Origin of the sequence: Streptomyces guryensis (assembly GCF_021261325.1) — a bacterium.
Classification (GTDB): Bacteria; Actinomycetota; Actinomycetes; order Streptomycetales; family Streptomycetaceae; genus Streptomyces; species Streptomyces guryensis.
On record NZ_JAJSBI010000020.1, the window covers coordinates 40,422 to 54,974 of the forward strand.

Sequence of the window (14,553 nt, forward strand, 5' to 3'; positions counted from 1 at the left end):
GGCCGCTGATGTCACAGCCCCGCGCCCCTTGGAGGGCGGTTGCGCCAGGCGCGCTGCGATGGGCCCTCAGCGGAAGCGGCCGTCTGGGTCAAGGGTGCGCAGGAGGGTCAACTCCTCTGGCGTCACCGGCTTTTCGGGCACGATCCCGGAGGTGTCGGACTTCCAGGAGGTGCGGGTTGTGATCGCCTCGGCGGCCTGGCGGGCCAGTTCCTCGGGGCCGTCGGGTGCATCGTCCGTGGGGAGGTAGGTCGACAGACGGAAGCCGGAGTCGGCTCGGGTGAAGCGGCCGAAGTCGCTCACCACCTCGCGGACCCGGTGGCCGGGGCTGGTGCGGTAGGTGACCTCGGTGACGTAGCGGCGGCGGGAGGACGGGGCGATCACCACGCAGTCCGTGCTGGAGGCGATGTCGTTGGCGCCGCCCGAGCCGGTCAGCCAGCGGCCGTCCGCGCCGCGGCTGGTGTTGATCGTGCCGCTCTCGTCGATCTCGGCGGCGGCCAGGACTCCCAGCGCGCGGGGGTTGGCCGCGACCATGCCGCCCAGGATCTCCGGGATGCCGGCCAGCATCTCGCTGCTGCTCGCGTGCAGCAGGCTGAACAGGAAGGTGTCCCCGCCTTCGGGCCGGAAGCCGTACATGCCCAGCTCGGCGACGACCTTGACGTCCTCGCCGCCGGTCCGCAGCAGCTCGGCCGCGAGCCAGGCCGCCATGTGCGAGGTGCCGATCCCGGCGAGCAGGGTGTCGTAGCCGTGCGCGCGGACCTGTTCGGCGACGGCCCGGGCACCGAGCACGATCAGGCGTTCCTGGCGGGTGGGGGGTGCCGGGGTGACCGGATCCTGCTCGGCGGGCGTGGGGGGTGCGGGGTGGGGTGCCGTGGTCGGCGTGGGGCTGACCTTGGCGACCGCCTCCTTCTCGCAGCGGTAGATCTCGGCCCAGGTCTCGGTTTCGGCGTCGTAGTCGTCGTCCGCCCGGGTGGGGTCCGGGATGCGTAGGGCGGTGCGGCGCCGGGGGCCCAGGCGGTGGACGTACTCCTTGTGCGAGCCGGGGGCGGTGACCCACGTGCGGTACCAGTCCTGGCCGCGTTCCTCGCCGTGGCAGGAGGCGACTATCTCCTCCAGGAAGGCGTAGTCGTCCAAGTAGCCGTCCACGCCCAGGAGTTGGTCGGTGCGCAGGGCCTGGGGGTGGGCTCCCAGGTGGGCCTCGGTCAGGCCCAGGACGCGTTGGCCGGGGATGACCACGCGGTCGTTGACGGCGCGCAGTTCGTCACGGCTGACGATCTTCTCCACCGAGGCGATCACACCGCGCCCGGCGGCGTACGCGGCCCAGGCGCCCTCGCCGAGCGGTGGCACCAGGGCGATGTTGCCGTCCTCGTCGGCGGCCACGCCGTGGACGAGTGTCACGTCGGGGCGGAGCGGGGCGAGCAGGGTGATCTCCTCGCCCGGGCGGGCGGGGTCGGGCACCCGGTGGAGCACGTCCGCCTTGCCCGCGGCGAGATCCGTGCCGGCCAGCGAACCGGTGACCGCGTACGGGGCTCCCTGCGCGCCGGCGATGAGCCGCTGTACGTAACTGAGCAGCGACCAGGCCTCGAAGGTGAACGGTTCGCCCCTCTCCAGGTCCGTGTAGAGGGGGTTGGGGCGGGGCGAGGGATAGGTGTCCCCGGCGAAACCGGCGATGACCTTGTCGGCGACACCGGAGAGCGCGAGCGCGTGGGCCGAGGAGTGCACGGCGGTCGTGGAGACCGTCAGACGGCCGTCGGCGCCGAAGACCCGGCACAGGGCGTAGGTGAGGGCGTTGGGGCGGGACGGGGTGCCGGCCAGATGGACGTGGTCGCCGGGCCGGACCAGGGCGCGGACCAGTTCGTCCACGTCGGCGGCGATCAGGGGCCGGCTCATGCCGGGGCTCCCAGTGCGACGACCGCCGTCTGGCTGCCGAAGGCGAACGACATGGACACCGCGAGGCCGAGCTCGGCAGGGCGCGGTCCCTCGAAGACGTGGTCGTGGTCGCACTCCGGGTCCGGCGTGGTGAAGTTGATGGTGGGCGCGAGCGTCTGGTGGTGGATCATCAGGCTGGTCGCGGCGACGTTGATGATGCCCGCCAGGCCGAAGGTGTGGCCGTAGATGGGCTTGTTGGAGCTCAGCGGCGGAAGGGCGGCGGTCGTGCGCTCGGGGTAGAGGGCGCGCAGCGCACGCGACTCGGCGATGTCGTTGTACCGGGTGGCGGTGCCGTGCGCGCAGAAGTAGTCGACGTCGTCCGCGCGGCGGCCCGCGCTCGCCAGGGCGTCCTCGATGACCGAGGCGGTGACCTTGCCGGTCAGGTCCATGGTGGTGGGGTGGGCGGCCTCGTTCAGGGAGGCCGCCGAGAGGATCTCGGAGTAGACGCGGGCGCCGCGGCGGCGGGCGACCGACTCCCGCTCCAGGCACAGCACGACGGAGCCCTCGCCGAGTGCGAAGCCCTCGCGGTCGTTGCTGTAGGGGCGCACCGCGCGGCTCGGGTCCTCGCGCTCGGAGGAGAGCACCCCGTGGCCCATCGCCCGGTAGCAGGCGGCGACCTCGGGCACGATCGGGAACTCGTGGCCGCCGACCAGCATCGCGTCGGCGGCACCGGAGCGCAGCTCCCGCAGCGCGAGCTGGATGGCCTGGTGGCCGCCGACGCAGGCGTTGCTGACCGTGGTGACGAGGCCCTGGGCCCCGGTGTAGACGGCGGACAGCGAGGCCGGGCAGCCGGGCAGGCCGCGGAACATCGCGCCCTTGTCGCCGAAGGCGTCCGGGTCGGCGCCGGTGAGCACGTCGCGCCACCAGCCGAACGGGCCGCGGGAGGAGGACATCACGATGCCCAGCCGGCGCGGGTCCAGGGCGCCCGGACCGAGCCCGGCGTCCCGGCGGGCCTCGGCGAGGGCCGACATGGTGATGAGGATCTCCCGGGAGTACTTGGCCGCGTGCGCGTCCGTCAGCTCCGGGAGGAAGGGGTGATGGTCGAAGTCGTCGATCTCGGCCGCCGCGTACACCGGAAGGCCCGCCTGCTCCGCGTCGAACCGGGTGAGCCGGCCCACCTGGGACCTGCCGCCCGAGATGTTCGCCCAGAACCGGTCGACGGAGAGGGTGCCCGGGAGGACGACGCCGATTCCGGTGACGACCACGCGTTCTTCGGGTATCTCGAATTCACTGTTCGTCATGAATAAAACGGTAGGCGAGGCCGGGACTTCGGCCATGGGCCGCCGGGTACCCTTTCAGGGGGAAATCAGTACTCGCGGTACCGGATTTCCGGCTTTCAATTCCGGCTGGGAAATCGCCGTAGAAAACAAAAAGGCCGCCCTTCCGGAATGGAAGGGCGGCCTTTTGGTGAACGGTCGTCAGGTGTTCTGGTAGCGGCGCAGTTCGCGGCGGGCCAGTGAGGCGCGGTGCACCTCGTCGGGGCCGTCGGCCAGGCGCAGGGTGCGGGCGTGGGCCCACAGTTCGGCCAGCGGGAAGTCCTGGGAGACCCCGCCGCCGCCGTGCGTCTGGATGGCCTTGTCGATGACCCACTCGGCCATCGCCGGCACCGCGATCTTGATGGCCTGGATCTCGGTGTGGGCGCCCTTGTTGCCGATCGTGTCCATCAGATAGGCGGTCTTCAGCACCAGCAGTCGGGCCTGTTCGATGCGGACGCGCGCCTCGGCGATCCACTCGCGGACCACGCCCTGCTCGGCGAGGGGCCGGCCGAAGGCGACCCGGCTGCCGGCCCGCTCGCACATCAGGTCGAAGGCGCGCTCGGCCATGCCGATCAGCCGCATGCAGTGGTGGATCCGGCCGGGGCCGAGGCGGGCCTGAGCGATGGCGAAGCCCTCGCCCTCGCCCGCGATGATGTTCTCGGCCGGTACCCGGACGTCGTCGAAGACGACCTCGCCGTGCCCGCCGTGCGGACCGTCGGTGTAGCCGAAGACGTGCACACCGCGCTCGACCCGCACCCCCGGGGTGTCCCGCGGCACCAGGATCATCGACTGCTGCCGGTGGCGCGGCCCCTCCGGGTCGGTCTTGCCCATCACGATCAGCAGCTCGCACTCCGGCGCCAGCGCCCCTGACGACCACCACTTGCGGCCGTTGACGACATAGCTGTCGCCGTCCCGTTCGATCCGGGTGGTGATGTTCGCGGCGTCCGAGGAGGCGACCTCCGGCTCGGTCATGCAGAAGGCCGAGCGGATCGCCCCGTCGAGCAGCGGTTTGAGCCAGCGGTCCTGCTGCCCGGGGGTGCCGAACAGGGAGAGGACCTCCATGTTGCCGGTGTCGGGGGCCGCGCAGTTCACGGCCTCCGGTGCGATGAAGGGGCTGCGTCCGGTGATCTCGGCGAGCGGGGCGTACTGCAGGTTGGTCAGCCCCGCGCCGAACCGGTCGTCCGGCAGGAACAGGTTCCACAGGCCCCGGCGACGCGCCTCGGTCTTGAGTTCCTGCAGCACCGGGGGACGCCCCCAGGGGTGGCCTGCGGCGTGCTGGGCGTGGAAGACGGGCTCGGCGGGCAGCACCTGCTCGTCCAGGAAGGCGAGCATCCTGGTGCGCAGGTCTTCGGTCCGGGCGTCGTAGGAAAAGTCCATGGAGGCAACTCCGTTGCAGACAGGGCGGGTTCTGGGCGCACAGGCTCTCAGCCGGCGGTGCGCAGGGCGTCGTGGCCGCGGGCCACGAGCAGCGGTACGGCGTCGGCGAGGTTCGCGGACTCCTCGCCGACGGTGAGGCCCTGCACGGTGCGGCAGTGGATGCCCTCGAGGATCGCGGCGAGCTTGTAGAACGCGAACGCGGTGTACCAGCCCAGCCGTTCGAGGCCGGCCGTGCCGTGCGCGGCGTACCGCTCCACCAGCGCCTCGCGGCCGGGCCAGCCGGGCAGGGTGCCGGGGGAGGCGACCGGTGGGCGGTCGACACCGGCGAAGCCGTCCCAGTACATGCAGAGCATGCCGAGGTCGGCCAGGGGGTCGCCGAGCGTGGACATCTCCCAGTCGAGCACCGCGGTGACCCGGCCCGGGTCCGCCCGGTCGAGCAGCACGTTGTCCAGCTTGTAGTCGCCGTGCACCACCGCCACCGCCCCGGAGGGAGGACAGGTCGCCGCCAGGCGGTCGTTGAGCTGGTCGGCGCCGTCCACCTCCCGGGTGCGCGAGTGGTCCCACTGGCGGCGCCAGCGCCGCACCTGCCGGGCCATGAAGCCCTCGGGGCGGCCGAAGTCGGCCAGCCCCACCGACTCCGGGTCCACGGAGTGCAGCAGGGCCAGGGTGTCGACCAGCGCATGGGTGGTGCGCTGCGCCGAGTGCTCTCCCAGTGGTGCGAGTTCCGCGTCGCTGCGGTAGGTGACGCCCTCGGCGAACCCCATGACGTAGAAGGGCGCGCCCAGCACGTCCGCGTCCCGGCACAGCGCATACGTACGCGGCACGGGCACGCCGGCCGGACCGAGCGCGCTCAGCACCCGGTACTCGCGCGCCATGTCGTGGGCGGTGGCCAGCACATGCCCCAGCGGCGGCCGGCGCAGCACGAAAGTGCGGCCGCCCCAGGAGAGCCGGTACGTCAGGTTGGACCGCCCGCCCGCCAGGGGGGTCACCCCGGCCAGCGGACCGCGGCCCGGCAGGCTGCTCTCCAGCCAGTGTGCGAGGCGCCCGGTGTCGATGCCGTCGAGGGCACCGGGCGCCGTCGTGGTGGTCGGTGTCGTCACGGTGCTCTCCGTTTCCGGCGGTACGGGACTGCGGCGGTGAAGGTCCCCGGCGAGACGGCACGGCCCCGGCCGCCGACGAGGGGCGGCCGGGACCGTGCCGGGGGAAGGGGAACGGGAAGGAAAGGGCAGGTGTCAGCTGTCGGCGATGAGCTTGCCCGCGGCGCCCCAGCTGTCCGCCGGAACCTCCTGGATCCACACCTGGACCGTCTCCGCCGGGATCTTGTACGCGTCGACGAAGGCGTCCGTGATACGGGCGACCAGGTCGCGCTTGAGCTCGACGTCGCGCGGGCCCTGCTGAACGGTGACGATGGGCATTTCAACCTCCTGGGGGGAATTCTGAATTTCGGGCCGCCGCCTTTTCGGTGACGGCCTCGGTATGACCAGAACGCTAGGCGGGGCCCGGGAAGGCTTTCAAGGAGAATGACTCCTAGGGTGCCGCGCCGTGTTTCGTAGGAGACATCGCCCCGCTGTACAGCGTGCGGGCCGAATAAATTCGCCGGCATGACATCGACAACCAAGCGGCGCATCGCCGTGGTGACCGGAGCGGCCCGCGGCATCGGAGCGGCCACCGCCGAGCGCCTCGCCGCCGACGGACACGCGGTCGCCGTCCTCGACCTGGACGCGGCGGCCGCCGCCGAGACCGCACGACGCATCGCCGACAACGGCGGCCGGGCCCTTGCCGTCGCGGCGGACGTCGGCGACGAGGCGCAGGTGACGGCCGCCGTCGCGCGCGTGACCGAGGAACTCGGGGCGCCCACCGTGCTGGTCAACAACGCGGGCGTGCTGCGCGACAACCTGCTGTTCAAGATGAGCGCCTCGGACTGGGACACCGTCATGGACGTCCATCTGCGCGGCGCCTTCCTGATGTCGAAGGCCTGCCAGAAGCACATGGTCGACGCGGGCTTCGGCCGCATCGTCAACCTGTCCTCGTCCTCGGCGCTCGGCAACCGCGGCCAGGCCAACTACGCGGCCGCCAAGGCCGGTCTGCAGGGCTTCACCAAGACCCTGGCCCTGGAACTCGGCAAATTCGGCATCACCGCGAACGCCGTCGCCCCCGGCTTCGTCGCCACCGACATGACCGCTGCGACGGCCGCGCGGATGGGCATCGCCTTCGAGCAGTTCAAGGAGGACTGCGCCGCCGGGATCCCGGTGCGGCGGGTGGGCGTGCCCGAGGACGTGGCCGAGGCGGTCTCGTTCTTCGTCGGCGAGCGGACGAGCTTCGTCTCCGGCCAGGTGCTGTACGTGGCCGGCGGACCGCTGTGCTGAACTCATAGCCTTTGCATAAAAGGGGAATGAGCAGGACGTTCACCGTCCTGCTCATTCCCCTTGTGCCAGGCGCCTTTCAGGAAGCGGTCGCTAGAGGGTCCCGACGGGCCAGCAATTCACGCCGGTTCGCCACGCCGAGTTTGGCGAGCACGTTGCTGACATGGTTCTTGACGGTCTGCCGGGCCAGATGGAGTTCGGCCGCGATCTCGTCGTTCGAGTACCGGCCCAGCAGCAGCCCCAGTATCTGCTGTTCGCGTGCGGTCATTCCGGGCACACGCGGCTGCGCTCCCGATTCGGGGGCAAGGCCGGCGTGCTCGCGCAGATACCAGACGTGCCGTCCCGCCGCGAGAGCCTCCACGGCCCGTACCAGCCGCTCGGGCGACGCCGTGCGGTGGACGAAACCGTCGGCTCCGCCGGCCAGGCACGCGGCGACCACCGCGGGGTCGTCGGCGCCGGTGAACATCAGGACGGTCGGTGGCCGGGCGAGCCCCTTGACCTGCCGACACAGCTGCACCCCGTCGCCCCGGCCCGCCAGATCGACCTCGGTGACCAGCATGTCGGCCCGAAGCCGGCGCACCAGATCCAGGGCATCCTGCCGGGTCTTCGCCTCCTGAGCCTCGTCGACCGCTCCGGAGCGGCGCAGCAGTGAGGCCACCGCGGCGCGGGATATCGGGAACGGGTCGGCGATCACGGCGATATGACGGGCCGAGAGTGTTTTCTCCTCGCTCATGTTCTGTCTCCAGGTAGAGAGGGCCGGTGAATGCGCGACTCCTTCCGGCGGGTGGGGGAAACGGGCCGGGGGAAACCGAACCTAACGGCAGGAGAGAGGGGTTGAACCGGAAATGCCACCAGAGTGCCCGTGCACCTTGCCACCTAGGAATCCCCCCGCCGCCCTTTCGGAGCGCTTTCTGTCCGACCCGGGGCGCGGCCGCCTAGCGTGGGCGGACAGCTGATTTCCGGCGCGCAGAAAAGGAGTTCTCCATGCGTGAACGCCTGGGCGCACTTGCCGCTCTTCAGGGCGAGTTGCTGACAGGACCCGATCCGGCGGCCACCGAGCGACAGCACGCCCGGGGCAAGCTCACCGTCCGCGAGCGCCTCGCGCTCCTCCTGGACAAGGGCTCGTTCACCGAGGTCGAGGGGTTGCGGCGGCACCGGGCCACCGGCTTCGGCCTGGAGGCGAAAAAACCGCACGGCGACGGCGTCGTCACCGGCTGGGGCACCATCGACGGACGGCAGGTGTTCGTCTACGGACACGACTTCAGGATCTTCGGCGGAGCGCTCGGCGAGGCCCACGCCCAGAAGATCCACAAGATCATGGACCTGGCCGAAGCCGCCGGAGCACCTCTGGTCGCCCTCAGTGACGGGGCGGGCGCCCGGATCCAGGAAGGGGTGACCGCGCTCGCCGGATACGGCGGCATCTTCACCCGCAACGTGCGCTGCTCCGGGGTGATCCCGCAGATCAGCGTGATCCTCGGACCGTGCGCCGGCGGCGCGGCGTACTCGCCGGCCCTCACCGACTTCGTGTTCATGGTGCGCGGCACCGCGCAGATGTACATCACCGGACCCGACGTGGTGCACGCCGTCACCGGCGAGCGGGTCGGCCACGACGAACTCGGCGGCGCCGACGTCCACTCGGCGCGCTCCGGCGTCTCCGCCTTCCTGTACGACGACGAGGAGTCCTGCCTCCAGGACGTACGGCATCTGCTGTCGATGCTGCCGGCCAACAACCGCGAGCTGCCGCCCGACGCGGTGAGCGACGACCCCACGGACCGAAGCGGGGACGCCCTGCTCGACCTGGTGCCGGCCGACCCGCAGCAGGTCTACGACATACGCCGGGTCATCGAGGAAGTCGTCGACGACGGCGACCTGTTCGAAGTGCACGAGCTGTGGGCGCCCAACCTGGTCGTGGCCCTGGCCCGGCTCGGCGGCCAGGTCGTCGGCATCGTCGCCAACCAGCCGATGGCGGGCGCCGGCGCCCTGGACATCGCGGCCTCCGAGAAGGGCGCCCGGTTCGTGCAGTTCTGCGACTCCTTCAACATCCCCCTGGTGACCCTGGTCGACGTGCCCGGCTTCCTGCCCGGCACCGGCCAGGAGCACGACGGCATCATCCGGCGCGGCGCCAAACTGCTCTACGCCTACTGCAACGCCACCGTGCCACGGGTCCAGGTCATCCTGCGCAAGGCGTACGGCGGCGCCTACATCGTCATGGACTCCCGCTCCATCGGCTGCGACCTGTCGTTCGCCTGGCCCACCAACGAGATCGCCGTGATGGGTGCGGAGGGCGCGGCAAACGTCGTCTTCCGCCGTGAGATCGCCGCGGCCGACGACCCGGAACACACCCGGGCCCGGCGCGTGGCCGAGTACAGGGAGGAACTCATGCATCCGTACTACGCGGCCGAGCGCGGCCTCGTCGACGACGTCATCGATCCCCGGCGCACCCGGGAGGTACTGATCAGGTCGCTGCGGATGCTGCGCGCCAAACACGCGCAGCTGCCCGAGCGCAAGCACGGGAACCAGCCGGTATGAGCGCCGCGCACCCCGACCTGACCCCCGCTCCGACGGTACGCCTGGTGCGCGGCAGCGCCGACGCCGACGAACTCGCCGCGGTCCTCGCGGTGCTGCAGGCCGTGGCCGCCCGCCGCGCCGCCCCCCTCGGCCACCGGTCCGCCGCACCGGCCAGAGCGGACTGGAACGGACCGGCCCGGCATCAGGCAGCCGGCACCTGGCGCGCACACGGCCCGCGCCCACGCGGATGAGCAGCGCACCCGACCCGGGAGTGTCACTTCCGGGACACCGCGAACGCACTTGCGGAGCACATGCGTTGAGCAGCGCCGAAGAGTGCCCCTAGCGTGCTGAGAACCACCCGACACAGAACACAGGAGTCAGTCATGCCCGCAGCCGCGCCCGCAGGAGGTCACCCGATGAAGGCCCTGCTGCCCACCGGGCGACCCGAGGAGATGGTCGAACTCGGCGAGGCCGAGGTGCCGCAGCCGGCGCCGGACGAGGCCCTCGTCGAAGTACGGGCGTTCTCCATCAACCGCGGCGAGGTCTTCCAGCTCCACGGGCCGCTGGGGCTGCGCGGCCGGCCCGGCAAGGACATCGCCGGAGTCGTGGTGCGGGCGGCCGCGGACGGCACCGGACCCGCCGTCGGCACCCGCGTCGTCGGCCACCCGCCGGCGAACGGCTGGGCCCAGTACGCCGCCGTACCCACCCACTCCCTGGCCGCACTCCCCGACGGCGTCTCCTTCGAGACGGCGGCCGCGCTGCCGCTGGCCGGGCTCACCGCCCTGCGACTGCTGCGCGTGGCGGGCTCCGTCGCCGGTCGGCGGATCCTGCTCACCGGGGCGTCCGGAGGGGTCGGCCACTACGTCACCGAACTCGCCCTCGGTGAGGGCGCCGAGGTCACCGCGGTCACCGCGACCCCCGAACGGGGCAAGCTGCTCGCCGAGTTCGGGGCCACCGTAGTGCACGACCTCGACGACGCCATCGGCCCCTTCGACGTCGTCCTCGAGTCCGTCGGCGACACCTCCACGCCGCGTGCGCTCGCCCTGCTGCGTGAGCGCGGACAACTGATCTGGTTCGGGCAGGCCTCCCGGCAGCCCGCGGAGCTCAGCTTCTTCGCGTTCTTCAAGGGCCCCCGCTCGGCCACCGTGCGCCACTTCCACTACGAGCACTTCGACGAGCCGTTCGGCACCGACCTGGCCGCTCTGGTCCGGCTCGTCGACAGCGGCCGGCTGCACCCGCAGATCGGCCGTCTGGAGGACTGGCGACACACCGCGACCGCCCTCGGCGACCTCCGTGACCGGCGCATCACGGCGAACGCCGTGCTCACCGTGGCGTCGTAGCGACACCCGGTTCCCGACGGGGCGTCAGCGGGCTGCCGCCAGTGCCGCCCGCAGATGCCCGTCCGAGTCCTCCAGCAGACGCGCCGCCGTCGGGCCGTCCACGCCGGCCACCAGGGTGAGGATCGCGTTCTTCACCTCGCCGTCGGTGGCCGCGAGGGCGCGCTCGATCTCGTCGTCCGAAGCGCCCGTGGCGAGCGCGACGATCCGCCGTGAGCGGGCGCGCAGCTTCTCGTTCGAGGCGCGTACGTCGACCATCAGGTTCCCGTACGTCTTGCCGAGCCTGATCATCGTGATCGTGGAGAGCATGTTGAGGACGAGCTTCTGCGCCGTGCCCGCCTTGAGACGGGTGGAACCGGTCAGCAGCTCCGGGCCGACGACGACCTCGATGCCGTGCTCGGCCGCCGCCGCGAGCGCACTGCCCGCGTTGCAGGCCAGGCCGATGGTCAACGCCCCCAGCCCACGGGCGTGCCGCACGGCGGCGATCGCGTACGGGGTGCGCCCGGAGGCGGAGATGCCGACCACGGTGTCGGCGGCCAGGAGACGCAGGGCGTCGAGGTCGCTGCGGGCGAGCTCCACGGAGTCCTCGGCGCCCTCGACGGAGGTGACCATGGCGTCGGGGCCGCCCGCGATCAGGCCCACGACCTGCTCGGGGTCGGTGTCGAAGGTGGGAGGGCACTCGGAGGCGTCCAGGACGCCGAGCCGGCCGGCGGTGCCCGCACCGGCGTAGATCAGCCGCCCGCCCCGCGCCATCCGCGCGGCGACGGCGTCGATGGCTGCGGCGATGGACGGCAGCTGCCGGGAGACGGCCGTAGGGACGGTCGCGTCCTCGCCGTTCATGAGCCGGGCGATGTCGAGCGTGGACAGCCGGTCGATCTCGGCGAGCTCGGGCCGGAAGGCCTCGGTGGTCAGCGATTCCAACTCGGCGCGGAGATCACGGGGGTTGGAGGTGGAGGTCATGGGTGCGGCTCTTTCGACTCACGGTTCCGGTAGGTGTCTTTGAGGGGCGCGGGGCTGCGCCGACATGCGGCTCCGCCGCGCGGGCGCGACCAGCCACAACGGACCCGCAGACGTCCGCGATGGGCCGGAGTTGCGGTCTACCGTCGGTGCCGATGGGCGAGTGCCTCGTACGAAGCGGCCAGCGCGGGCGCCGCCGTCTCGTACGTCTTCTGCGCGACCCCCACGAACAGGCAGTCCACGACGAGGAGTTGACTGGTCCGGGAGGACATGGCCGCGGGCCTCAACTCGCTCTCCCGCGCAGTCGACGTCGTCAGCACATGGTCGGCGTACTGGGCGACCGCCCCGTCCGGCCGCCCCGTGATCGCCACCGTCGTGGCCCCGCGCTCGAAGGCGACCCGCAACGGCTCGATGACGTCCCCGGTGGACCCGGAGTGCGTGATCGCGATGGCGACGTCCCCTGCCCGCAACTGCACGGCGTTCGTCACGGCCAGATGCGGATCGCTGTGCGCCTGGGCTATCAGCCCTATCCGCAACAGCTTCTGCGTGAGGTCCTGGGCGACGAGACCGGACGCCCCCACCCCGTACACGTCGATGCGTCGCGCGCCCACCGCCGCGGCGACGGCCGCCCCCAGTTGCACGGTGTCCAGGCCCGCCGCGGTGTCGGCGAGCGTCTGCTGCTCGTCGTACGCGAGTTTCGCCACGACATCGGCGATCGGATCGTCGACCGCGATGTCGGTGGTGATGGCGGGTGCCCGCCCGGACTGCTGCTGCGCCGCCAGTCCGGCGAGGGCGAGCCGCAGGTCCCGGTAGCCCGGATACCCGAGCAGCCGGGCCGTCCGTACGACCGTCGCCTCGCTGGTGCCGGTCAGCTCGGCGAGACCGGTGACCGTGAGGGCCGCGCAGCCGGCCGGATCTGCGGCGACGGCCTCGGCGACGCGCTGCATGGAGCGGGTCATGGAGGGCGCGAGCGTGCGCACCTTCGCGGCGAGGGCGGCGGGAGCGGGAGGCGCACTCGCCCGGCCTGCCGAACCGGAGAAAATTTCCTTCACGTTCTGGGCCACCCGTGAAAGATATTTTCGGCTCGGTCTCCTGGTCAAGAGTGCGCACAATGGGGGCATGCATCCCATCAGTCCCCTGGAGCAGGCCCTGCACGCCGCACGCGCCCTCGTACTCGCCGATCTCGCCGCGGGCGAGGTCGCCGCTGCGGACGTGGTGTCCATGGTCGAGGAGTCCGTCGTGCAGCGGCGGTGGTGGGTGGAGCAGTGGCCGGAGGGCGTCGAGTACGTCGCCGGACTGGTCGCTCAGGACGTCCAGGACGCCCTGCTGGAGACGTACGGCCGCTGGCCGCTGTGCCCGGCCTGCGGCGGCGGTGACCCGCACGCCCTCGACGTCGAGCCGGAGCTCGGCCCCGACCCGCACTGGGTCTGCCACAAGGCAGGCGTGAAGGTCGCCGCGGTCGGGACGCTGGCGTCGGCCACGGGCGGGTCGTCGTCCTCGTGACCGTGTACATCGACCCGCCGACCTGGCCCGGACACGGGCGCATGTGGTCGCACCTCATCAGCGACGTCTCCTACGACGAACTGCACACGTTCGCCGAGAAGCTGGGCGTACCGCCGCGCGCCTTCGAGCGGGACCACTACGACATTCCGTCGCACCGGTATGCGGACGTGGTGGCCGCCGGGGCCGTGGAGGTCAGCAGTCGGGAGGTGGTGCGGCTGCTGACGGGAGCGGGGTTGCGGCGGCCGAAGGGGCGGACTCAGCGCCCCAGTTCGTAGGCGAGCGTCTGCTCGTCCTCGCCCGCCTTCCGGAAGCCGGCGCGGGTGACCACCGCCTGGGACGGGAGGTTGTCCCGTTCGATCGTCGCGAAGAGTGTGCTCACGTCGTCCCTTGCCAGCGCCCAGTCCGACAGTGCGCGCAGTGCCTCGGTCGCGTAACCGGTGCCGCGGGCCGCCTCGGTGAGGTCGTAGCCGATCTCGGCGCGGCCCTCCTCGTCGGGGACGCCGTGGAAGCCGATGCCGCCGATCGCACGGCCGTCCTCGCGGCGGACGAGGGCGAAGACCCCGAACTCCGGGCGGTGCACGCCCCCTTCGTACGCCTTCAGCATGAAGCTCGCGGCGTCCCGGGTGCCCTCGAAGGGTCCGCCGTCGAGCCACTCGAAGCCGCCGTCGCCGCCCGCCACCAGGTCGCGCGCGGCCGCGGGCGTGATGCCCTGCAGGGTGAGGCGGTCGGTGGGGAGGACCAGGTTGTTGTTCCAGCGCCACCCGGTGAGGCGGGCACGGCCGGGGAGTTCACCGCGGCCGGTGGCCCACAGGAACGTGCGCCAGTGGTCGGGGCCCGGCTGGACGTGCGGGAAGATACGGGAGAGGACGGACTCGGCCAGTGCGGCGGGGGGTTCGTACTCCAGGCCCAGGCCGCCCGCGATGTCGTATGTGTGGGCCAGGACCTCGGCGATGCCCATCGCGGCGAAGCCCTCGCGGTTCGCGCTGCGGAACGGGTACGGGTGGAAGGCGCGGGCCTCGCGCGGCGCGGTGCGGACGGCTGCGGCGAGCAGGGCGCCGGTCGCCTCGATCACCTGAAGCAGACCGGTGTTGTCGGTGCCGTCGTCGAGGGTGATCTCGAAGGGGACGTAGTCGTCCTTCGCGCCTCCGGCCAGGTTGGCGGCGTACCCGATGAGGTCCTCGGCGATGTGGAACGCCGTCTCGTGGCAGTTCCACTCCAGCCCGGCCGCCCGCACCCCCGTCCAGTCCCGGTCCACCGCCGGCCGCAGGGCCGCCACGCAGCCCGCCACGGCCTCTTCCACCTGGTCCCCGCCCCATCCGCGCATGG

16 protein-coding genes are annotated in these 14,553 nt (G+C 71.9%); 7 read left to right on the forward strand and 9 right to left on the reverse strand.

The window, feature by feature from the left end:
• Positions 1-66: 66 nt before the first annotated feature.
• The gene (locus LJ657_RS32290) at positions 67-1,887 is read right to left on the reverse strand and encodes a CoA-transferase (RefSeq protein ID WP_232652440.1); all 1,821 of its coding nucleotides are present in this window, start codon (positions 1,885-1,887) and stop codon (positions 67-69) included.
• Positions 1,884-3,167 carry a beta-ketoacyl-[acyl-carrier-protein] synthase family protein gene (locus LJ657_RS32295; protein WP_232652441.1) on the reverse strand — a complete coding sequence of 428 codons (1,284 nt, stop codon included), beginning with the start codon at positions 3,165-3,167 and terminating at the stop codon, positions 1,884-1,886. The genes LJ657_RS32290 and LJ657_RS32295 overlap by 4 nt, the downstream gene beginning before the upstream one ends.
• Between LJ657_RS32295 and LJ657_RS32300 the strand changes: the two genes are divergently transcribed.
• Complete coding sequence (locus LJ657_RS32300; RefSeq protein ID WP_232652442.1) at positions 3,166-3,360, forward strand: hypothetical protein; 195 nt, start codon at positions 3,166-3,168, stop codon at positions 3,358-3,360. The genes LJ657_RS32295 and LJ657_RS32300 overlap by 2 nt on opposite strands.
• Here the strand turns inward: LJ657_RS32300 and LJ657_RS32305 are convergent.
• From LJ657_RS32305 to dmpI, 3 genes are all read right to left on the reverse strand, one after another.
• A complete protein-coding gene (locus LJ657_RS32305; protein WP_232652443.1) occupies positions 3,345-4,559 on the reverse strand; it encodes an acyl-CoA dehydrogenase family protein in 1,215 nt (404 codons plus the stop codon). The two genes, LJ657_RS32300 and LJ657_RS32305, sit on opposite strands and share 16 nt — an antisense overlap.
• A 47-nt stretch (positions 4,560-4,606) precedes the next feature.
• A complete protein-coding gene (locus LJ657_RS32310) occupies positions 4,607-5,659 on the reverse strand; it encodes a phosphotransferase family protein (protein ID WP_232652444.1) in 1,053 nt (350 codons plus the stop codon).
• 132 nt (positions 5,660-5,791) lie between these two features.
• A complete protein-coding gene (dmpI, locus tag LJ657_RS32315; RefSeq protein WP_030941186.1) occupies positions 5,792-5,974 on the reverse strand; it encodes a 4-oxalocrotonate tautomerase DmpI in 183 nt (60 codons plus the stop codon).
• 186 nt (positions 5,975-6,160) lie between these two features.
• On the opposite strand from dmpI, the gene fabG reads away from it, so the two are divergent.
• A complete protein-coding gene (gene fabG / locus LJ657_RS32320; protein ID WP_232652445.1) occupies positions 6,161-6,925 on the forward strand; it encodes a 3-oxoacyl-ACP reductase FabG in 765 nt (254 codons plus the stop codon).
• Between the two features lie 76 nt (positions 6,926-7,001).
• Here fabG and LJ657_RS32325 read toward each other — a convergent pair whose 3' ends face one another.
• The gene (locus LJ657_RS32325) at positions 7,002-7,655 is read right to left on the reverse strand and encodes a LuxR C-terminal-related transcriptional regulator (RefSeq protein ID WP_232652446.1); all 654 of its coding nucleotides are present in this window, start codon (positions 7,653-7,655) and stop codon (positions 7,002-7,004) included.
• A 251-nt stretch (positions 7,656-7,906) separates the two neighbouring features.
• Here LJ657_RS32325 and LJ657_RS32330 point away from each other — a divergent pair, with 251 nt between their 5' ends.
• The 3 genes from LJ657_RS32330 to LJ657_RS32340 all read left to right on the forward strand — a co-directional run bounded on the left by LJ657_RS32330 (position 7,907) and on the right by LJ657_RS32340 (position 10,770).
• Complete coding sequence (locus tag LJ657_RS32330) at positions 7,907-9,451, forward strand: acyl-CoA carboxylase subunit beta (protein ID WP_232652447.1); 1,545 nt, start codon at positions 7,907-7,909, stop codon at positions 9,449-9,451.
• Complete coding sequence (locus tag LJ657_RS32335; protein ID WP_232652448.1) at positions 9,448-9,681, forward strand: acyl-CoA carboxylase epsilon subunit; 234 nt, start codon at positions 9,448-9,450, stop codon at positions 9,679-9,681. Before LJ657_RS32330 ends, LJ657_RS32335 begins: the two co-directional genes overlap by 4 nt.
• Positions 9,682-9,846: 165 nt before the next feature.
• Entirely contained in the window at positions 9,847-10,770 is a 924-nt protein-coding gene (locus LJ657_RS32340) for a zinc-binding dehydrogenase (protein WP_232652574.1), read from the forward strand.
• 24 nt (positions 10,771-10,794) lie between these two features.
• Here LJ657_RS32340 and murQ read toward each other — a convergent pair whose 3' ends face one another.
• Positions 10,795-11,727 (reverse strand): N-acetylmuramic acid 6-phosphate etherase, encoded by a 933-nt coding sequence (murQ, locus tag LJ657_RS32345; RefSeq protein ID WP_232652449.1) that lies wholly within the window; start codon positions 11,725-11,727, stop codon positions 10,795-10,797.
• Positions 11,728-11,864: 137 nt separating this feature from the next.
• Positions 11,865-12,788, reverse strand: a complete 924-nt coding sequence (locus LJ657_RS32350; RefSeq protein WP_232652450.1) for a MurR/RpiR family transcriptional regulator — start codon at positions 12,786-12,788, stop codon at positions 11,865-11,867.
• A gap of 55 nt (positions 12,789-12,843) precedes the next feature.
• Between LJ657_RS32350 and LJ657_RS32355 the strand changes: the two genes are divergently transcribed.
• Together LJ657_RS32355 and LJ657_RS32360 are read left to right on the forward strand one after the other, a co-directional pair.
• Positions 12,844-13,227: a DUF8819 family protein gene (locus LJ657_RS32355; protein WP_232652451.1), complete on the forward strand. Its 384-nt coding sequence runs from the start codon at positions 12,844-12,846 to the stop codon at positions 13,225-13,227.
• On the forward strand, positions 13,224-13,502 hold the full coding sequence (locus LJ657_RS32360) for a DUF4031 domain-containing protein (protein WP_232652452.1): 279 nt from the start codon (positions 13,224-13,226) through the stop codon (positions 13,500-13,502). Before LJ657_RS32355 ends, LJ657_RS32360 begins: the two co-directional genes overlap by 4 nt.
• Here the strand turns inward: LJ657_RS32360 and LJ657_RS32365 are convergent.
• Positions 13,484-14,551 (reverse strand): GNAT family N-acetyltransferase, encoded by a 1,068-nt coding sequence (locus LJ657_RS32365; protein WP_232652453.1) that lies wholly within the window; start codon positions 14,549-14,551, stop codon positions 13,484-13,486. The genes LJ657_RS32360 and LJ657_RS32365 overlap by 19 nt on opposite strands.
• Between the last annotated feature and the right edge of the window lie 2 nt (positions 14,552-14,553).